Below are 20,094 nucleotides of genomic sequence, written 5' to 3'. Positions count from 1 at the left end.
CAGCGCTCGTCCGCATTCGTCACGGAGAACAACTTAATCCGTCGTCCTGGCGAGATTGTCGTCGCGTGGAGCGTTTAGATCGGACATGAACCCAAGCTGCAGGTTGATTGCATCAGATGCCCTCTCGGCCACCATACGCCTTCAGTGCGGTATCGAGGAGCTCGATTAACGCTTGTCCGCCAAAGGGTTTGGCGAGGAAGCCAATCGCTCCGGCGCCCAGGGCTGACGCGCGCACGCGGTCGTTGGGGAAAGCCGTAATGAAAATGAACGGTGCGTCGTAGCCACGCGTCCGCATCTCTGCCAACAGCTCCAGGCCGCTCATAGCCGACATCTGCACATCGGTAATGACACAGGATGTCTCGTTCAACTGCGGCGACCGCAAGAGTTCCTCGGCCGACGCAAATATTCGGACGATGTAGCCACGCGATTTCAAAAGGTTCTCTGTCGCCGCACGGACTGAGGCGTCGTCGTCAACGACGGAAATCAAAGGCGTAGACAACACGAGCCCTCCCGACGCGGGTATAGTGGCTGCCAAAGTAGTAGCCACATTCGCCGAAAGTGGGCTTGAGTGACGAAATTGTAAAATCATACGTGGGTTTATTCGGGACGATTGGCGCGGATTCCCAGCGTCTCAGTCATTCTGATCAAGTCGGCCAGCGACCGGGCACGCATCTTTTTCATGACGTGTCCACGGTAGATCTTGACCGTAATCTCGGCGAGCCCAAGCTCGGCTGCTACCTGCTTGTTCATCAAGGCCGGCCGCGACCAGTTTCATCACCGCCTGCTCGCGCGGGCTTAAGGTTTCAAATAGAGACTGCAGCTTCGCGACGGTCTGCTGAGCCTGCCGTCTTTTGCGATCGCGTTCGGTCGCCGCAACCACGGCATCAAGGAGTTCCTGGTCGCGAAACGGTTTGCTGAGAAAATCGACCGCTCCTTCCTTCATGGCCCTGACGCTCATGGGAACGTCGCCATGGCCGGTAATGAAAATGATCGGAATATGTATGTTTAACCTCGCCAGCTCGGTCTGGTATTCAAGGCCGCTCAAGCCTGGCAGCCGGACATCAAGAACGAGACAGCTAACAACGTCCGGAACTGTGCTCTGCAGCATTTCGCGGGCCGATCCGAATGCAACCACGTCCAACCCTACCGATCGAAAAAGGTTCGTAAGCGAGCGACGCAGGGAGATGTCATCCTCGACGACGAAGACTATCGGCTTTGTCGACGCCTCGGCATTGCTGCCTTCACCTGGCGAGTCAAATCGTCCTGTCACGAGACGGCCTCCTTATGCAGCGGCAGGGCAAACTGGAAGGTCGCGCCCGGTCCATCTTTGTGGACGATTGACAGCCGCCCTCCGTGAGCTTCCACGATCGATCGGCAGATCGAAAGACCCATTCCAAGGCCACTCGCCTTTGTGGTGAAGAAGGGATCTAAGACGCGGTCCGCGTCGTCTTCGGCGACCCCGACGCCGCAATCGGTCACGGCAAGCTGCACGTGCCCCAGATCGTCCTTTGATGATTGAATCAGCAGTTCGCGCGTCCGGTCTGTAACGGCGTCCATGGCTTCGATTCCGTTCATCACCAGATTGATGATCACCTGTTGTAGCTGAATCCGGTCGCCGAAGATCATGGGCAGCGCGGCCGTCAACTCGGTTCGTAACGTCACTCGGTGGCTAACCAGCTCTCGTGTTACCAGCGCAATGACGTCCTTAACGACCTCATTGATATCGAGCGGCACCATCTCAATCTGGCCTTTCTTCGCGAGTGTGCGAACACGACGGATCACCTCGCTTGCCCGGATCGCGTCTTCGATGATCCACTCCACCGAAGAGCGCGCGGCGGAAAGATCAGGAGCGTCGCGACCCATCCAACCGAGGCACGCATCGGCGTTGCTGATAATAGCGGCGAGTGGCTGGTTTATTTCGTGGGCGATGGAAGTTGTCAGCTCGCCTAACGTCGTTACACGCGTCACATGCGCAAGCTCCGCCTGTGCCTTTCGTAGTGCTTGTTCGGCTTGATCGGCGCGAATGGTAGCGGTGATATCAGTGCTGACGCCGCGGTAGCCGAGAAAATTGCCCTTTCCATCGAAAAAAGGCTTGCCACTCGTGCGGACGTAGATCAGAGATCCCATCCGAGTCACGGTGCGGTAGACGAGATCCCGAAACGGGAGATGGGCCTCCAACATCGCCCGATGCTGCCGCCACTTCTCGGGTTCCTCTTCGACGTCGCACGCAATGTCCCAGCGAAGCAGGCCCATCACTTCTGTCGCCAAAATTCCCGCAGTGCTGGTGTGCTCGGATAAGTGAGTGACCTGATGATCCGGCCCGGTCTCCCAGAGCCAGTCGGAAGCTGTTTCGGCGTAGTCGCGAAAGCGCTGTTCGCTTTCGCGCAGCGCAGCAAGTGTGTTCTCCAGGCGTTCCCTAGCTGCGTGCTGTTCGGTGACATCCATATGTGTTCCGATCAGCTCGCTGACGTTACCGTCGCTGCCGACCACCACGTGCGCAACGGCGTGTATGCGCCTGATCCCGCCATCTGGTAGAAGGATACGGAAATCATATTCGAACCGCCCCTCCTTGTGTTCAATTGCCTGGCGCTGCACCTCCTGTAGCCGCGGCAAGTCGTCCGGATGGATGCGCGATCGAATGGTCTCTATCGATACCGGCTCTTGTGGGCTAAAGCCAAACAGACGATCGACCTCGGCGGAGCGATACACGAAATCTAGACCGTAGACGTCCCAGGACCAGCTGCCCGTGTGACTGAGATGCTGGGCTTCGGCCAGATAGGCCTCGCTCCGGCGCAGCTGCTGTTCTGCTCGCCTCGCCGCCGTGATATCCGTAGCTGCCCCAACAAACTCGATCTCACCAGAGGCAGTTCTCGTGACTCGTGCCCGCGCATGGATGTGCTTCACCGAGCCGTCCGGTAGCAGCAGCCGGTATTCGTGCTCGAAATCGCTCAGGTCTCGCATCCCTCGATCGATAGTTTCTCGAACCGAAGCCCTATCATCTGGATGAGTGCGCTCAACGACGAGCTGCGGCGTCGGGACCGTCTCAGGGTCTAGTTGGAAAATCCGAAATGTTTCCTTTGACCAGAGGGCCTTGCCGGTGGTGGCGTTCCAGCTGAAGCTGCCCGTATGGCTCAACTCCTGCGCCTGGGCCAAATGTGCTTCGCTCCGCTGCAGGGCAAGTTCGGTCCGCTTTCGCTCCGTGATATCTTCGCAGGCTATAAGGATGATGGGCTGGTCATCGGTCCAGAGCATGGCTTTGGCGTTTTCACGTACCCACAATATCGAGCCGTCCTTCCTGACTTTCTGGACATCCCAAGTGCGCGATTGTCCGATATCCTCAAGGCATTTCCGAACGCATTGGCGAACGAACGCGCGATCCTCCTCAAGAAAAACGCGCAGCACGGATTGACCGGTCAGTTCAGCACGAGCATAACCGAGTTGTGTCGCGCCGAACGTATTGACGTTGAGGACAGTGCCGGCTTCATCGACCATGAAGTACATGGCCGGATTGTGCTCGAAGATTGCGCGCCAGCGTTTTTCGCGATCCTCTAAATCCGCCGCACTCTGCTGAAGCTTGGCCGCGGCCACACGCGCAGCCTCTCTTTCCTGGCGGAGCTTTCCGATCAGGTGCGTTCCCACAATCGAGACAATAAAAAAAGCAACAACTACCGGAAGATCTTGCGGGTCATCGATTCGCAGACTGAACGCCGGCGGCGCAAAGTAGTAGGTGAGAGCAGCGATGGCTAGGATGCAGAGCGCTGATGACGCGACGAAGCTGCCCATCAATGAAAACAGCAAGACCACTAACAAATAGGCGAACGCCGTCGCGGCGAAATGCGACTGAAGGTACAAGCAAAGCAGTGTTACCGCGGCCAGCGTTATGCTGCCGAAAGTAAATTGAGGAGCTGAACGTTTAAAATTGCTGATGTGGCTACGCATTTTGATAACGTCCGGCCTTTCCGGCGGGAGAACTATAACATTTTAGGCAAAAATGGGGCAATCCCCGGCGCCCGGCCCCTGGTGGGCGGTTCCGAGATTGATTGCTTGCTGCGGAACTCAGCACGCGCCGAGAAAAAACGCATCATAGACATACGTATAGTTGTTCTAAACATTCTAATATTGCGCGCCGGCGCGCCTGCATTCGAAGCTGAGATGTCTGCTTTCCCCAGCTGTCGATAACCTCAGGGCAGGCGCTTGAGGCTGCGGCCGATGACAACCCCCTTACGCCAACGGCACAAGGACAGCGGCTGCAGTTTCCCCAAGACCTGGAGGCGGAACAATCAGGCGCCCCTCGCCGAACCCGGCAAGAGCAGGGACAAGCTGCCGGACCACTCATCTCGCCGGCACGATCGGTCATGCGGAAGAAAGCGCAATGGTCATGTGTCAAAAAGCGAGGGCGAAGTTACGCGACTGCTTTGGTGCCCTAGGGCCAGCACGCCAGATGTGGAGGACCTTTCCCCGAGTAGTTAGCCGCAATCGAGCGCGCAACGACGCCGGACCGGCACCAGCCGTGTGCGTGGTCGGGCGAGGCAAGTGCAGTGACCGCGCACATCGGCATTTGTTGGCTGGACCAACACCCAGCTCCGTCAGGCTGACACGTTCTGTCGCTATCATGTTATCTAGCCCGGCAAAATGTTGCACAAGCGTTCAGATAGCCGGAGCATTGACGGCCAAAGACGCGCTTGAAATGACTGTTAAAAAGCTCCTACTCATTTTGCTCGCGTGGGGCATCTTTTCAGGGGCGGCCGCCGGGCGCGACGCGGAGGGCTGCGCACTGGAGATCGCGTGAGAAAGTCCCGGCTCGTGTCAAGTCGACTGTGCGGATTCGAAGTGCGAGAAATGTGGCTCCGCTTGCATTCGATGCGTCTTCGAATGGCGGCGGTCAAGTCCGGGACCTACCTCATTGTTCTTTTACTATCGATAGTGCTGGAAACGGTGGGCTGGTTGAGACGAGCCTGCAGCGTCTTGTGCTCGAGCTCGTTTTCCCACCAGGATACGAACACGGCGGCGATGCCATTGCCGGTGATGTTGGTAAGGGCGCGCACCTCGCTCATGAACTTGTCGATCGAAAACACGATTGCCATGCCCGGCACCAGCGCCGGATTGACCACCGACAGCGTTGCAGCGAGCGTGATAAAGCCGGCGCCGGTGACGCCGCTTGCTCCCTTCGACGTTAGCATTGCCACGAGCAGGATCGTGAGCTGCTGGCCAAAGGTGAGATCGACCCCGAGTGCCCGGGCAATAAACAATGTCGCAAGTGTCATGTAGATATTGGTGCCGTCGAGGTTGAAGGAGTAGCCAGTAGGCACCACCAGGCCGACCACGGGCTTGGAGCAGCCCAGCCGTTCGAGCTTCTCCATCAATTGCGGCAGCGCGCTTTCAGAGGACGAAGTGCCGAGCACGATCAGAAGCTCGTCCTTGATATAGATAATGAACTTGAATATTGAAAAGCCTACGAGGCGCGCGATCAGACCGAGCACCACCGCCACAAATAGCGCCGCCGTAGCGTAAAACAGCGCGATCAGACCGATCAGATTGCCGAGTGCTGCCGGCCCGAACTTGCCGATCGTGAAGGCCATGGCGCCGAAGGCGCCGATCGGGGCCGCTTTCATTATGATAGCGATTACGCCGAACACCGCGTTCGCGACGTCGTCAATGATGCCGCGCAGGCGCTCCCCACGCTCTCCCAGCGCCATCAGCGAAAAGCCGAATAGGATCGCGAATAGGAGAACCTGCAGAACATCGCCGCGAGAGAAGGCGCCGACCACGGTATCGGGAATGATGTTGAGAAAGATATCAACGGTCTTCGAGGCTTCCGCCTGCTTGACGTAATTGGCGACCGCCGCAGCATTCGGCTTAACCGCAAGGCCATGTCCGATTTGGACCAGATTGCCCATAACGAGGCCCAAAAGCAATGCAAAGCTGGAGACGATCTCGAAATAGACCAGCGCCTTGACGCCGACGCGCCCGACTTTCTTCGCATCTTGAATATGCGCGATACCAGATGTGACGGTGCAGAAAATAATCGGCGCGATCACCATCTTGATGAGCTTGATGAACCCGTCACCGAGCGCCTTGACCCAGTCGTTGGTCGCGACGGACGGCCATAGGCAGCCGACCATGGCGCCAATCAAGATCGCAATCAGCACTTGGACGTAGAGAATCTTATACCAAGTTTGCGACGCGCGCGCGGGCGCCGCAGTTGCCATGGTGGTCATGACGCTTCCTTCCCGAAAATACTCGAATGTGAGCCGTCCCGTCGTTGAGAGGAGACAGCGTCATACGAGACTCATCATTTTTTAGCCGGGTCCAATTGGAGACGGTTCCGAGAGCCGGCGCGTCGTTCCAAGGGCAGGCGTTCAGTTACGTATCCTTTCTCGTTAAGCAAGATATGCACCAGACGCGCAAACTGCGGCCGATTAAGTAGTCGCGGACAAACTGCCTGTCTCCGGGTGGCATCGGCTTGAGTGCTCAAACCGCGTTCGCAAGGTCGAACGAGAAGTTGCAGCGTGACTCGTAACTTGATCGGCTGGGCGCATTAGCGGAGTCACGGATCGGCCTCGAAGCCTAGCGTGATCGATATGCGCCGATTGCGGAGATGGATGCAACAGTAGGCTACATCGGTAAAATTGATAGTTTGGATTGTAGGCATCCATGCGATGGAAGCCTGATTTAGGAAGTCGATTGCACGGAAAAATCGCCTATGGATGCACTGCGTTGTCGCTAGCGGCGAAGCTTGTTTTCGTGCAAAGGGCATTTGTCTCCAGGCGTGTGCTAACGATTCCCATTAGGCAGGTTGGTTGAGGGGCGGCCTTCGCTCTTGGCCCCGCGCGCCTTTTGCCGCGTCGCAGAAGCAGCGTTACAATGATTTCTCCGCTAGATCGTTCGCGTTGCTGCCAACGGCAGGCTTTCTGCGATCCGTTCCATTACCGGCGCGGCGAGTGCGGCCTTTGAGCCATCGACAAACCAAACAGGCATGTCTCGGGGCGTCAAATGCTGCCGTTTCGTTGCGCGACTGTCGCTGTCTGCTCGGGAACAAAGATGCCGTAAATCTGACAGATCGTTAGATCCGCTCCACAGCGACGTCGTGCGTCTATGCGAATTTCTCTCACGTAGAGCATAGAGCGCGCCACAGTGCGCACGCGGCACAGGAATTGCTGATGGCGAACGAGCAGCTGCCGCCGTCAGATGGATGGAAAGGTGGCCCAGTCACAGGAGTTGCCGATGAGGCTTGCGAAGCTGCTCTTGCTTGCAGAAACGACGCGCGTGAATGTGGCGGCTACAAAGTGCCGCGCGACTAAAGGGCGATCCGCGCCACATCCCTGGGCGAGCCGGACGTGCAGGCGATCACTGTGCCGATACGGCGACCTGATCTCATTGTTGGGCTGACGCATGGATGTCTTTTCGGCAGAGATTGCGAATCCGTTGCGCTCACGATTGAGCTCGCCGGGAGAGAGATGACAAATCTACCGAATGCGAGCCCATGTTGTCTGAAACCCTAATTCGCAAGGCCCCCTGTTGCCGATTCCTTCAATCAGGCAACCGAAAGCCCGCCGCAGCAGTACTGTCCGTGATTTAGCGAAATTGCTGTCCCTTAGTTAGCGAAACCACTGTCCGGTTTTTGCGAAATACGCACTGTGAACCAACTGTCGAAGAGCGTCGGTGCGGGAACAATCCGCACGCCACGATCTGTGGGAACCGGGGGCGGGCCGCCTTCGGTGACCCGGTGAAGTCTCATTATTCGAGGCCACGGTCTGCGAGCAGTCGGTCCATGATTTCGCGATTGATCTCGCCAGCGATTTGGTTTCGGACTTGGGCTCCGAGCACCCGCTCGGCATCCAGGTCGCCTAACAAGCCCTTCTCGGCCAGTCGATGATTCAAGCGGGTTTGAAATTCCTCGCCCATGGCTTCGACGCGCCGGTCTTGCATCGCTGCATGTTCGCCCGGAGCGATGCGCCTCAGCACCGTCTCCCAGGGGTGCCAGCGGGTTGCCATGTAAGCGTCGAACTGGTTCGCTTCCTGCTCCCGAACCAGGTCCAGCGCCCGCGCAGCATCATCCGGGGTTACGTGAGAGACCGCCAGGAATTGCATGTTGGGGGCGACGTGACTGAGCTCGAGCGGCTCGCGCAGCAGATGTTGATAGGCCAGGTAGACTTCGATCTCGTCTATGCTCGGGTCGACCCTGACGAGCGAGTTGACCCTGTCGCGCGCGATCCCGTCCAGCGCCTCCAAGCGGAACGCAACACGGCCGCGCTGGATCAGTTCGCCGAGCCGATCATCATAAACTCCGTCCTCGACGTCAGCGTTAAGGCGCGCGGTCTGCATACCGTTCCAGTGCAAAGTAACGCGATCATCGCAACTCAAGTTGGCCTCGGAAGCATGCGTGAAAAACTGCTCGCGCAATCTCGGATTGGCCGCCGCCCGCCGCAAATCATCAGTCACTGCCTGCCGAAACTCGTGATTGCCATGGTTCACGGTCCCTCGTAGCCGCTCTAGGAACCGTGCGTAGTCTTGGGCGCCTGGCTCATCCGCAAAGTGCTGCCATTCGGCCAGTGTCGTCGGGTCGTCTGCGAGCCAGTCCGCGATAACCTCGTGCAGAGGCCGCGGCTCAACTTCCATCGCTCCTTCGGGCACCGGGAAAAAGATCTGCGGACCGGCATAGTCTCCGGCATGCATTGCTATCGCCAGATTGGTCCGCACCGGCTCGGGCAGCGGATTATTCTCCAGATCAACGCTGGACTCTTGGCCTAGCTGCGTCAGCAGGGTCTCGGGCACGCTGGTCAGCTGATTGTTGCTGGCGCCGAGCCACAGGAGCTCGGCCGGTACCGGCTCTGGCAAGCTGGTCAGCTGGTTGTGGCTGGCGCTGAGCCATTCGAGCCCGGCGGGGAGGGGGTGGGGCAGATTGGTCAGCTGATTGTAGTCGACGTTCAGCCGCTGGAGTTCGGCGGGAAGCTCGGGCAGGCTGGTCAGCCTGTTGCCACTGGCGTCCAGCTCCTGAAGCGTTCCCGGAAGGGGGGGCAGACTAGTCAGCTGGTTGTTGTCGACGCTCAGGCGACGCAGCCCGGGCGGCAAGTCTGCGGGCAGGCTGGTCAACCCGTTGCTGATGGCATAGAGCCGCCGGAGCCCGATTGGAAGGTCGGGCAAGCTGGTCAGCCGATTGTTGCTGGCGTAGAGCCGCTGGAGACCGGCCGGAAGGGTATCGGGCAAGCTGTTCAGCTGATTGTCGTCGACGTTCAGGCGGCGCAGCCGGGCCAGGAGGGGGGCGGGCAAGGCGGTCAGGGACAAGGACGACAGATCCAGCGCCTCATCGACATCGCCCGCTTCTCGCCAATCCCTCATTCGACTGACCGCCTCTTGCCGATTCTCGTGTTCGCCCTGCCCCTCTTCGGCAACCCAGCCCGCCAGGACCTGGTCGCGCGACGAGGCGGCGTCGGTGCCCGCCTCCGTCAAGGCTTCGACCCACTGCGCCGGGGCGGGAGCCCCTCGTTCGGAAGCCTCGGATTCTGAAGTTTCGGAAGGAGTGCCAGCGCCAAGCCGGGCCTGTTCTGCATTCATGGATGTCGTCTCTTCGGTCGTCAGATGAAGTCTAGATGGAGACGTTCTCATGCTACGAGGCTTTGCTGTCGACAATCTGACAAGCCTCGGAACGATCCCGCATTGCCTCGTCAGAAATGCTCCTGAATACGGAGTTGTTGCCTCACGTAAATTGCTCCCCAATAGCAACGGAGCGCAGAGGCGGCGATGAGGCGATTGAGCATGGCGACGCGCACGGAACTGAAGTCTGTTTTGGCACGGCGTTACGGGATGTCGAGCCGCGTCGAGAGCCGCATTCTCGACAGTTCGTTGCGATTACCTGCTTCCATCGGAAGCATGTGATCCGGATGTTGTCGGCGGCCTCGTCGACTTTTCTGGCGAGCGGCTTGGTGCCGGACAGACCGAGGATGTAGTCGATGCCGTTGGTCTCGCACCACGCCATTGCCTCCGGCCGGGCATAGTGCCCGTCGCCACGGAACGTAATTCGCGTGTCGTGCCATCGCGTGCGGATGTGCCGTACCAGGCGGCGCAGATGGGCACACACCTCGACGCCGCCCGGCGTCTTGCCGGGCCGCAGCACGACTGCCACGGGCCGGCTCTTCTCCGTGTCGTAGACGTGGATCGGCAGAAAGCAGCGCTCGTCATAATGAGCGTTGAACAGCGAGAGCTGCTGATGGCCGTGGACGACATCGCAGCTATCGTCGATGTCGAGCGTGACGGATGCCGGCTCGCGCGGGTAGCTATCCATCCATGCGTCGACCAAAGTGTAGGTCAGTCGGATCACGTCGCGCTGGCGCGGAGCATTCTCCAGGCGCGACAGCGTCGGTTGGGAACACAGATCGCGACCGCTGTCCGGCAGCCGTCCGCAGGCCAGCTTGAATGCGGGATCGGACCTCAGATGATCGAGGTCGTCGGCGTCCTCGTAGCCGCAGCAGATCGCGAACATGCGCGCGCGGAACATATCGACAAGGCTGTGCACGACCCGCGTCGGATCGCGCCGATCCGGGAACACCCGGGCCAAATTGTCGGCCAAGCCAAGACGCCGCTCGGCCATCGCCAGAAGCATCACGCCCCCATTCGAGGTTAGGCGCCCACCATCGAGGCAGCTGTGACTTTCTTGGCGTGAACGGCTGGAAACGAAAAGGGCGGAATCGTATCGTCGGTCATGGCGGGTGTGGCGTTCGCGGTTGAAGGTGATGGGTTGGCTTCGCAACCGAATCCTACGCCGTATCAGCGCTTTACACCACGCTCGCCGGCCCCTCAGGCGCACTCTTGCGAATAAGACGGGCTAGCTTTTCCACAAGCCGAGAACGCAATTCGAAACGAAGTCGTCGCCATCGCGCACTTTCGACGGTTAAGCACAGCGGGCATGCTCACACGAGCGGCTCGGCACGCCGTGGGTTTGAAATCCTGCGAAATTTGTCAAATATCGCTGAATTCCTGTGCCATTTTGGCGGCTCCATCGCGATATCGCTGCGCGCTTCCGATTAGAAAGGCGCTCTAGGCAGGAGTTTTCAAATGAAGGTCGGAGTCCCCAAGGAAATCAAGGCGCACGAATATCGCGTGGGTCTTACCCCTGGAGCTGTCCGCGAATACGTGGCAGCGGGTCACCGCGTGATGATCGAGACCGATGCTGGCGCTGGCATTGGTGCAACCGATGACGATTATCGCAATGCTGGCGCAACGATTCTAACTTCCGCAGTTGAGGTATTCGCATCGAGCGAGATGATCGTAAAGGTTAAGGAGCCTCAGCCGTCCGAATGGTGTCAGCTGCGGGAGAATCAGATCCTGTTCACTTATCTGCATCTGGCCCCCGACCCCGATCAGGCCATGGGCCTCCTGAAATCTGGATGCACCGCGATCGCCTATGAGACCGTAACTGATGCGCATGGTGGTCTTCCACTGCTGGCGCCGATGAGCGAGGTCGCGGGTCGGCTTGCGATCGAAGCGGCAGGTAGCGCCCTTAAGCGGAGTGCAGGCGGACGAGGGCTGTTGATCGGTGGTGTGCCCGGTGTTCAGCCGGCCCGAATCGTGGTGCTTGGAGGTGGCGTCGTTGGTACGCACGCGGCACGCATGGCGGTCGGTCTGGGCGCTGAGGTGACCATCATCGACCGTTCGATACCTCGGCTCCGCGAGTTGGACCAGCTATTCGAAGGACGCGTTCGCACCAGGTTTTCGACCATTGACTCCGTGGAGGAAGAGGTATTTGCGGCGGATGTGGTGATTGGTGCGGTGCTCGTTGCAGGTGCGAGCGCGCCGAAGCTGGTCCGCCGGAGCATGCTGAGCTCGATGCGCAAGGGGGGGGTGCTCGTGGACGTCGCTATCGATCAGGGCGGCTGCTTTGAGACATCGCATCCAACCACTCACGCTGATCCAACTTACGAAGTGGATGGCGTCATTCATTATTGCGTGGCCAATATGCCCGGCGCCGTGCCGCTGACCTCGAGCCAGGCACTGAATAACGCGACGCTGCCGTTTGGTTTGGCTCTGGCTCAAAAAGGTTTTTCCGCCGTGCTCGAAAGCCCGCATTTGCGCGCAGGCCTCAACGTCCATCGAGGCCGGCTAACTTACAAGGCGGTGGCCGAAAGCCTCGGGCTACCCTTCTCACCGATCGACCAGGCTGCTGCCTGATCCCAGAGGCCCGTTATGGCGTTTCCTCCCTGACTTTGGCCACCCTTCGGGGTGGCTTTTTTTTGGCTCTATCGATCTGCTGACCGCCGCCGGCATTTATTTGTAACGCGGAGCGAAGTGGAGGATCACCAGACGAACGCCCGGCTTCAGTCGCCCTCGTGACGCGAAGCAATGTACTTTTGCTCCATACAGCGTATATGAATGCCGGTCTTGCCAGGTAAATCCAAGGCAATTGAGAATGCGCCCCGCGGGTCCCCAGGGGACCCGCGATCACCGGTGCGACATTATCTGACGCGATCGCCGCGACCTTTTCGGACTGGCTGTGGAGACGCGGACCAAGCCGGTGACGACTGCGCCGGTTGTTCATCGTGGTGCTGTCGCCGAAGCCGCCGCCGTCCCGGGTGGGGAACCAACAAGATGCGGCTCGCGGTCGACCTGACGTGAAGTGGCGCGGCGCATCGATCGTAGCCGCCGCACCGCGGCCTTGGGAAGGATCGCAGATCGCTCCCTCGTGCTGGCGAACGCGGTTCACCTGATCGGCTGACTGCCGGGAGATCGACCATGCGCAAACGACGGCATCGAGATCAGCAGCTGTCATGCCGATTGTAGGATTTGCGACACCGTGTCGAGGCGGCGACTTGCGTTGTCGAAAATAGCCGAGACAAATCAAGGTTAAACTGTCTGGCACAAGACTTGAAAGCAAGAAGCTGTCCCGCACCTTTTTGCTCATGGAAGCGCAGTGATGGCCTACAAGATAATCGCATCCCAGTGCACCGTCTGTGGTGCGTGTGAGTTCGAATGTCCCAATGCTGCGATCAGCCTGAAGAACGACATATATGTGATCAATCCGACCCAGTGTACCCAATGTGAAGGGCATTTTGACGCGCCGCAATGCGCCGTCGTTTGCCCGGTGCCTGATACCTGCGTGCCGGCATAGGTAGCCGATGAGAGGAGCTCCGACGCGAAACATGATGAAGACGCTATCGACAGCCGCCGCCCTTTGGATCCACCTCCTGTTTCTCTCACTGGCTGGTCCCGAGTTGGCCGTGATTCGCGCGATCCACTCGGAGAGGGCGCCGCGCAATCGTCGCCGGCGGTCCTTGCGCGAGCGGAGCGGGCAATGGTAGCTGTACAAGAGACCGTCGAGCGCGTGAAGCGCATCGACGTCGATCAGTATCGTTATGGGTTTGAGACCCTGATCGAGTCCGACAAGGCCCCCAAGGGATTGTCGGAAGAGACCGTCAAGTTCATCTCCGAAAAGAAGAACGAACCCGCCTGGATGCTCCAGTGGCGGCTCGAGGCCTATCGGCGCTGGCTGACCATGACCGAGCCGACCTGGGCCCGCGTCGACTATCCCAAGATCGACTTCCAGGATCTCTATTATTATTCGGCGCCGAAGCCGAAGAAGTCGATCACCTCGCTCGACGAGATCGATCCGGAGATCCTGAAGACCTACGAGAAGCTCGGCATTCCCTTGCGGGAAGTCGCCATGCTCGAAGGCGTCGAGCCCAAGGTGGGCGAGGAAGACCCGGCCCGCCGCAAGATCGCGGTCGACGCGGTGTTCGACTCGGTGTCCGTTGCCACGACCTTCAAGGCAGAGCTGAAGAAGGCCGGCGTGATCTTCATGCCGATCTCGGAGGCGATCCGCGAGCATCCCGAACTGGTGCAGAAGTATCTCGGCTCGGTGGTTCCGACCTCCGACAATTTCTACGCGACGCTGAACTCGGCGGTGTTCTCCGACGGCTCGTTCGTCTACGTGCCGCCGGGCGTGCGCTGCCCGATGGAGCTGTCAACCTATTTCCGCATCAACGAACGCAACACCGGCCAGTTCGAGCGCACGCTGATCATCGCCGACAAGGGCTCCTACGTCTCCTATCTCGAAGGCTGCACCGCGCCGCAGCGCGACGAGAACCAGCTGCACGCCGCCGTGGTCGAGCTCGTCGCGCATGACGACGCCGAGATCAAATATTCGACGGTGCAGAACTGGTACCCGGGCAATTCGGAAGGCAAGGGCGGCATCTACAATTTCGTCACCAAGCGTGGCGACTGCCGCGGCAACCACTCAAAGATCTCCTGGACCCAGGTCGAGACCGGCTCCGCCATCACCTGGAAATATCCGAGCTGCATCCTGCGCGGCGACAACTCGCGCGGCGAGTTCTATTCGATCGCGATCTCGAACGGCTTCCAGCAGGTCGATTCGGGCACCAAGATGATCCATCTCGGCAAGAACACGTCGAGCCGCATCATCTCCAAGGGCATCGCGGCGGGCAAATCGCAGAACACCTATCGTGGGCTCGTGACCGCGCATCGCAAGGCGACCGGCGCGCGCAACTTCACGGCCTGCGATTCCCTGCTGATCGGCGACAAATGCGGCGCGCACACCGTGCCGTACATCGAGGCCAAGAACTCCTCGGCGACGTTCGAGCACGAGGCGACGACGTCGAAGATCTCCGAGGACGTGCTGTTCTACTGTGTGCACAGAGGCTTGACCGAGCAACAGGCCACTGGCCTCGTCGTCAACGGCTTCGCGAAGGACGTTCTGCAAAAACTGCCAATGGAATTCGCAGTGGAGGCGCAGAAGCTGATCTCGATCTCACTCGAGGGATCTGTCGGATAACCAAACCTCCGCGAGCCCTCTCGAATGCGGCTCGCCATTCGCATGGCATTTCAGGGATCAGATCAGAATGGCGCTACTCGAAATCCGAGATTTGCATGTTGGTATCGAAGACCACGAAATTATTCGCGGCCTCGATCTTAACGTCAATGCGGGTGAGGTGCACGCGATCATGGGGCGGAACGGCTCCGGCAAGTCGACGCTCTCGCACGTCATCGCCGGTAAGCCAGGCTATGAGATCACCGGCGGACAAATCCTGTTCAGGGGCGAGAACCTCTTGAGGATGGAGCCAAATGAACGCGCCGCCAAGGGCGTGTTCCTGGCATTCCAGTATCCGGTCGAGATCCCCGGCGTGACCACCGTGAACTTCCTGCGGGCGGCACTAAATGCACAGCGCAAGGCGCGCGACCAACAGGAACTCTCCACCCCCGAATTTCTGAAAAGAGTCCGGGAGGTGGCCGGTTCGCTCAACATTCCCCATGACATGCTCAAGCGCGGCGTCAATGTCGGCTTCTCCGGCGGCGAGAAGAAGCGCAACGAAATTTTGCAGATGGCGTTGTTCGAGCCGAGTCTGTGCATCCAGGACGAGATCGATTCCGGCCTTGATATCGACACGCTGCGTATCGTCACCAGCGGCATCAACGCCTTGCGTTCGCCGGAACGAGCGATGATCGTGATTACTCACTATCGGCAGCTTCTCGACTATATCGTGCCGGACGTTGTGCACGTGATGGCGAAAGGGCGGATCAGGAAGAGCGGCGGCAAGGAACTCGCGCTGGAGCTCGAGGCTGGTGGCTACGCCCAATTCGAAGACGCGGCCTGACGGCTCTAGGGAGAATTCCCCGATGAAGCAGGTTATGGCCAAAGCTGACGCCGGACGCGCCATGGGCAATGTTTTCGCTGCGGCGCGTGGACAGCTGCCTGGCGTAGGCGCTGTCCCCCACATCCGTGCCAGGGCATTCGAGGCCTACGAGCGTGCCGGCCTCCCGCACCGGCGCATGGAGGATTGGAAATTCACCGATCTGCGCGCCCTGATCGGCGAGGTGCTGCCACTCGCTCCGCGACCGGATGCGAAGGCGCTGGTGCGCGCAAAGGCGTCGGCCAAGCAAGTGGCCGCCGATCAGGCGGTCAAGCTGGTTTTGGTGGATGGCAAATTCGCGCCAGAGCTATCCGATCTCGGCAGGCTGGAAAATAAAATCGATGTGCGGTCGCTGCGAGAGGTTCTGGAGAATTCCGCCACTGGGGCCATGGCCGGTCTGGTGCTGTCAACGACTAGCGATGCGGCGATCTCGCTCAATGCCGCAATGGCGACAGATGGCCTGGTGATTACGATCGCAGATGGCAATGCGGTGAAGCGTCCAATTCAGATCGTTCACGTCGCAACCGGAGTGTCGGTGTCCACGTTTACACGCTCCTATCTGCAGCTCGGTAAAGGAGCGCATGCGTCCATCGTGGAAAGTTTCGTCCCGGCTGAAGGCGCGAGCGGCTATCAAGCCAACGATGCGATAATCGCCCTGGTTGGTGACGAGGCGAGCCTGTCGCTTATCCGCGTGGCAGCCGATGCCTCTGACGCCGTGAACATCTCGTCGGCGATCATAGCAGTCGGCGCCAGGGCTAAGCTCGACCTCTTCAGCATGACCTGCAGCGGCTCCGTCAGTCGCTATCAGGGATTCATCACGCTGGCCGGCGAGGAAGCCGAGCTCTCGGCTAACGGGGTTAATCTCATCAGGGACAAGCTGCACGCCGACACAACGTTCGTGGTCGACCACGCCGTGCCACATTGCACCAGTCGGGAGAGGTTCCGCGCGGTCGTCGATGATTGCGGCCGCTCGGTGTTTCAGGGCCGAATCGTCGTTCGTGCCGCCGCCAGGAAGACGGACGCCACCCTGACGACGCGCGCGTTGCTCCTGTCCGACCAGGCCGAGGCCGATAATAAGCCCGAACTTGACATCTTGGCCGACGACGTGACCTGCGGCCACGGAGCGACATCGGGTGCGCTGGACGACGCTCTCGTATTCTATCTGCGCGCGCGGGGTCTATCGGAGAAGGATGCGCAGATGTTACTGATTAAAGCGTTCCTTGGCGAGTCGATTGAGGGGATCGCCGCCAAGAATCTGCGCGATTTTGTGACAGCGCAAGCTGAACACTGGCTGCAGGGGTGGCGATGAGCGCTCATCCCGCGATGAGCGATGATAGTTACGAGGTCAAGCGTCTGGGTACGGACTTCCCCGCGCGGCTATGACGGTGTACCGCAAGCCGCTTGTCACCCGATAACGCTGCATCCGCACAAATGCCCAACGCGGTACTTGACCGTATGATACAGGTGTACTCCAGCGAATACGCCAACGTTCGTCGCGGCTTGCACTACCTCGCTAAAACGCGGCGACCGAGGCGTATGAAGGCGCCCGTACCAAGGTGGCGCGGCTTGTGAACGCGCACTTAAACGAAGAGATCATCTTCACCTGGAGCGCCACGGAGGCAATCAATCTGGTCGATAAGACTTTGGCCGTGAACGCATTACCCCGGGTGATGAGATCGTTCTCTCGATTATGGAACACCACTCCAACATTGTGCCATGGCATTTTCTCAGGGAACGACTCGGTGCAGGGATCAAATGGGGGCCAGTGGATGATGACGGAAACGTCTTGCGCGGTAAGTGTGAGCGACTGCTGACCCCGCGCACCAAAGATGGTTGCAACCACACAAATGTCGAACGTGCTTGCCACAGTCTTGCCGGTGAAAGGCGTGGTGAGGATCGCGCATGCTCGTGGTATCTCGGTGCTGCGTCGAAGGTTCGCAAGGATGCGTCCATATGAGCGCCGACGTCTGCGACATTGATTGCGATTTCTACGTCATGACAGGCCACAAACTCTATGGTCCGACGGGGATCGGTGTGCTTTAGGGCAAATCTGCGCATCTGGAATCGATGTCGCCCCTCAATGGCGGGCGGAGAGATGATCCGCGAGGTCTCGCGTTCCGGCGTCATTTATGGTGATCCGCCACACCGGTTCGAAGCGGGTATGTCGCCGATCGTCGAGGCCATCGGTTTAGGCGCGGCTATCGATTACATCAATTCAATAGGCAAGGTCCAGATCCGCAGGCACGAGAGCGTACTGCTCCCTTACGCGCAGGAGAGGCTGGCGGACATCAACTGCGTGCGCATGATCGGAGCTCCGCCGAAAAGGGGCCGATCATTTCCTTTGATATGAGGGGTGCGCATGCGCATGATATTGCCACCGTCATCGACCGCGCCGGTGTAGCGGTGCGGGGGGATCCAATGTGCGATGCCGCTGCGCAAGCGCTTCGGCGTGCTGACGACGTGCGGTGCGTCCCTCTACGACGTCCAGGTGGCGAGGCAGCTCGCGTTGAGGTCTGGTGGATGATGGTCGTGCACCTCATCGTCATCGCAGCACCTGTAGGTCTCGGCAACCATAGATAGTATGGGCAGGCCTGTGTCGGCCAGCCGGCCTTGCAGCCGGTCTTCCTGTTACGGCGCCTTCAGCGATCGTGGACGCGATCGAGAATTGGGCGCGGCAAATTTCACGCATAGCCGGCCCTTGTTCTATTTCGGACAGGGCCAAACCAAGAGTTCTCCGCCCAAAGCGTGATGTCGCGTTCGCAACAACACCCCGTGCCCCGGCAAGAGACGCGCTAAGCGATTTTAATCGCTCTGCTTTTATGTGCTCAGGACGCGCTGGCATGCCGGTTGCAAAACTCTCGGCCAAGAAGCCGCCCTTGCAACAGCTAACCTTTGAAGGACATCAGATGAGTCTCGCCACGACCCAGAGCATCGCAGAAATCAGGGCTCGCAACAAAGAGCTGATCGAAGAGGTGCTGAAGGTCTATCCGGAGAAAACCGCGAAACGGCGTGCCAAGCACCTCAACGTTCACCAAGCCGGCAAGTCAGACTGCGGAGTGAAGTCCAACATCAAATCCATACCTGGCGTGATGACGATCAGAGGCTGCGCCTATGCAGGGTCAAAGGGGGTAGTCTGGGGACCGATCAAGGACATGGTCCACATCAGCCATGGCCCGGTCGGCTGCGGACAGTATTCGTGGGGCTCGCGACGCAACTATTACGTTGGCACGACGGGCATCGATAGCTTCGTGACCCTGCAGTTCACCTCCGACTTCCAAGAAAAGGATATCGTTTTCGGTGGCGACAAAAAGCTGGTCAAAATTCTTGACGAAATCCAGGAGCTGTTTCCACTCAACAACGGCATCACGATCCAATCGGAATGCCCGATCGGACTAATCGGTGACGACATCGAGGCCGTGTCAAGAGCGAAATCCAAGGAATACGGCGGCAAGACCATCGTGCCGGTCCGTTGTGAGGGCTTTCGCGGCGTGTCGCAGTCACTAGGCCATCACATTGCCAACGACGCGGTGCGCGATTGGATTTTCGACCGGCTCGAGTCCGACGGCAAACCAAAGTTTGAGCCGACGCCGTACGATGTTGCGATCATCGGAGACTACAATATCGGCGGCGACGCCTGGTCATCACGTATTCTGCTAGAGGAGATGGGCCTGCGGGTGATCGCGCAGTGGTCCGGTGACGGTTCACTGGCCGAGCTCGAGGCAACGCCGAGGGCAAAGCTCAACATTCTGCATTGCTACCGTTCCATGAACTACATCTCACGCCACATGGAAGAGAAGTTCGGTATCCCGTGGTGCGAGTACAACTTCTTCGGACCTTCAAAGATCGCAGAATCGCTTCGCAAGATTGCGGGCTATTTCGACGACAAGATTAAGGAAGGCGCCGAGCGGGTGATTGAAAAGTACCAGGCGCTGGTGAACGCCGTTATCGCAAAATATCGCCCGCGCCTGGAGGGCAAGACGGTGATGCTATACGTCGGCGGGCTCCGTCCGCGTCATGTGATTGGCGCATACGAAGACCTCGGGATGGAAGTCATCGGCACCGGATACGAGTTCGGTCATAACGACGACTATCAGCGCACAGCTCAGCACTACGTAAAGGACAGCACGCTCATCTACGATGACGTCAATGGCTATGAGTTCGAGCGCTTCGTCGAAAAGCTCCAGCCTGACCTTGTCGGCTCGGGCATCAAGGAAAAATATGTTTTCCAAAAGATGGGTGTGCCGTTCCGGCAGATGCACTCCTGGGACTATTCGGGCCCATATCACGGCTATGACGGCTTTGCGATCTTTGCGCGCGACATGGACATGGCTGTCAACTCGCCGGTCTGGAAGAAAACGAAGGCCCCCTGGAAGGAAGCTTCGAGGGCCAAGCTCCTCGCTGCAGAATAAAGCAACTCATCTCGCTCTCTGGGAAAGCCGGGGCGATACCAATCTCG

The 20,094-nt window shown here is 59.1% G+C and carries 10 protein-coding genes and 3 pseudogenes; 7 read left to right on the top strand and 6 right to left on the bottom strand.

Going from position 1 to position 20,094, the window contains the following annotated elements; genetic code table 11:
- Positions 1 to 112 precede the first annotated feature (112 nt).
- The 6 genes and pseudogenes from ACVWW6_RS02795 to ACVWW6_RS02770 all read right to left on the bottom strand — a co-directional run.
- A complete protein-coding gene (locus ACVWW6_RS02795; protein ID WP_161533237.1) occupies positions 113 to 499 on the bottom strand; it encodes a response regulator transcription factor in 387 nt (128 codons plus the stop codon).
- Positions 500 to 597: 98 nt separating this feature from the next.
- Positions 598 to 1,270, bottom strand: a pseudogene (locus tag ACVWW6_RS02790) (response regulator transcription factor).
- Positions 1,267 to 3,939, bottom strand: coding sequence for a PAS domain S-box protein (locus tag ACVWW6_RS02785; protein ID WP_161533238.1), 2,673 nt, complete (start codon positions 3,937 to 3,939; stop codon positions 1,267 to 1,269). The pseudogene ACVWW6_RS02790 and the gene ACVWW6_RS02785 overlap by 4 nt, the downstream one beginning before the upstream one ends.
- Before the next feature lie 956 nt (positions 3,940 to 4,895).
- Positions 4,896 to 6,218: a C4-dicarboxylate transporter DctA gene (gene dctA / locus ACVWW6_RS02780; protein WP_097669300.1), complete on the bottom strand. Its 1,323-nt coding sequence runs from the start codon at positions 6,216 to 6,218 to the stop codon at positions 4,896 to 4,898.
- Positions 6,219 to 7,737: 1,519 nt separating this feature from the next.
- The gene (locus ACVWW6_RS02775; protein ID WP_271612493.1) at positions 7,738 to 9,555 is read right to left on the bottom strand and encodes an NEL-type E3 ubiquitin ligase domain-containing protein; all 1,818 of its coding nucleotides are present in this window, start codon (positions 9,553 to 9,555) and stop codon (positions 7,738 to 7,740) included.
- Positions 9,556 to 9,877: 322 nt separating this feature from the next.
- A pseudogene (locus ACVWW6_RS02770) lies at positions 9,878 to 10,701 on the bottom strand (IS1380 family transposase); the annotation flags it as partial.
- Between the two features lie 351 nt (positions 10,702 to 11,052).
- On the opposite strand from ACVWW6_RS02770, the gene ald reads away from it, so the two are divergent.
- From ald to nifD, 7 genes and pseudogenes are all read left to right on the top strand, one after another.
- The gene (gene ald, locus ACVWW6_RS02765; RefSeq protein ID WP_097669298.1) at positions 11,053 to 12,165 is read left to right on the top strand and encodes an alanine dehydrogenase; all 1,113 of its coding nucleotides are present in this window, start codon (positions 11,053 to 11,055) and stop codon (positions 12,163 to 12,165) included.
- Between the two features lie 742 nt (positions 12,166 to 12,907).
- Positions 12,908 to 13,102 carry a 4Fe-4S binding protein gene (locus tag ACVWW6_RS02760; protein ID WP_035730311.1) on the top strand — a complete coding sequence of 65 codons (195 nt, stop codon included), beginning with the start codon at positions 12,908 to 12,910 and terminating at the stop codon, positions 13,100 to 13,102.
- 183 nt (positions 13,103 to 13,285) lie between these two features.
- Positions 13,286 to 14,782, top strand: a complete 1,497-nt coding sequence (gene sufB / locus ACVWW6_RS02755) for a Fe-S cluster assembly protein SufB (protein ID WP_097669297.1) — start codon at positions 13,286 to 13,288, stop codon at positions 14,780 to 14,782.
- A gap of 67 nt (positions 14,783 to 14,849) precedes the next feature.
- Positions 14,850 to 15,602 (top strand): Fe-S cluster assembly ATPase SufC, encoded by a 753-nt coding sequence (sufC, locus tag ACVWW6_RS02750; protein ID WP_097669296.1) that lies wholly within the window; start codon positions 14,850 to 14,852, stop codon positions 15,600 to 15,602.
- Between the two features lie 22 nt (positions 15,603 to 15,624).
- The gene (sufD, locus tag ACVWW6_RS02745; protein ID WP_097669295.1) at positions 15,625 to 16,947 is read left to right on the top strand and encodes a Fe-S cluster assembly protein SufD; all 1,323 of its coding nucleotides are present in this window, start codon (positions 15,625 to 15,627) and stop codon (positions 16,945 to 16,947) included.
- A pseudogene (locus ACVWW6_RS02740) lies at positions 16,944 to 18,111 on the top strand (cysteine desulfurase); the annotation flags it as partial. The gene sufD and the pseudogene ACVWW6_RS02740, both read left to right, overlap by 4 nt.
- A gap of 433 nt (positions 18,112 to 18,544) precedes the next feature.
- Positions 18,545 to 20,047: a nitrogenase molybdenum-iron protein alpha chain gene (nifD, locus tag ACVWW6_RS02735; RefSeq protein ID WP_097669312.1), complete on the top strand. Its 1,503-nt coding sequence runs from the start codon at positions 18,545 to 18,547 to the stop codon at positions 20,045 to 20,047.
- The last annotated feature ends 47 nt before the right edge of the window (positions 20,048 to 20,094 follow it).

The organism is Bradyrhizobium sp. USDA 3311, from assembly GCF_054062495.1.
The sequence above is the reverse complement of the archived record's forward strand: the minus strand, read 5'-3'. Positions and strand labels throughout refer to the sequence as shown.

Coding starts and splice junctions, on each gene's coding strand:
- nifD (WP_097669312.1), top strand. CDS start 18,545: ATGAGTCTCGCCACGACCCAGAGCATCGCAGAAATCAGGGCTCGCAAC.
- ACVWW6_RS02775 (WP_271612493.1), bottom strand. CDS start 9,555: ATGAATGCAGAACAGGCCCGGCTTGGCGCTGGCACTCCTTCCGAAACT.
- sufD (WP_097669295.1), top strand. CDS start 15,625: ATGAAGCAGGTTATGGCCAAAGCTGACGCCGGACGCGCCATGGGCAAT.
- ACVWW6_RS02785 (WP_161533238.1), bottom strand. CDS start 3,939: ATGCGTAGCCACATCAGCAATTTTAAACGTTCAGCTCCTCAATTTACT.
- ACVWW6_RS02760 (WP_035730311.1), top strand. CDS start 12,908: ATGGCCTACAAGATAATCGCATCCCAGTGCACCGTCTGTGGTGCGTGT.
- dctA (WP_097669300.1), bottom strand. CDS start 6,218: ATGACCACCATGGCAACTGCGGCGCCCGCGCGCGCGTCGCAAACTTGG.
- sufC (WP_097669296.1), top strand. CDS start 14,850: ATGGCGCTACTCGAAATCCGAGATTTGCATGTTGGTATCGAAGACCAC.
- ald (WP_097669298.1), top strand. CDS start 11,053: ATGAAGGTCGGAGTCCCCAAGGAAATCAAGGCGCACGAATATCGCGTG.
- sufB (WP_097669297.1), top strand. CDS start 13,286: ATGGTAGCTGTACAAGAGACCGTCGAGCGCGTGAAGCGCATCGACGTC.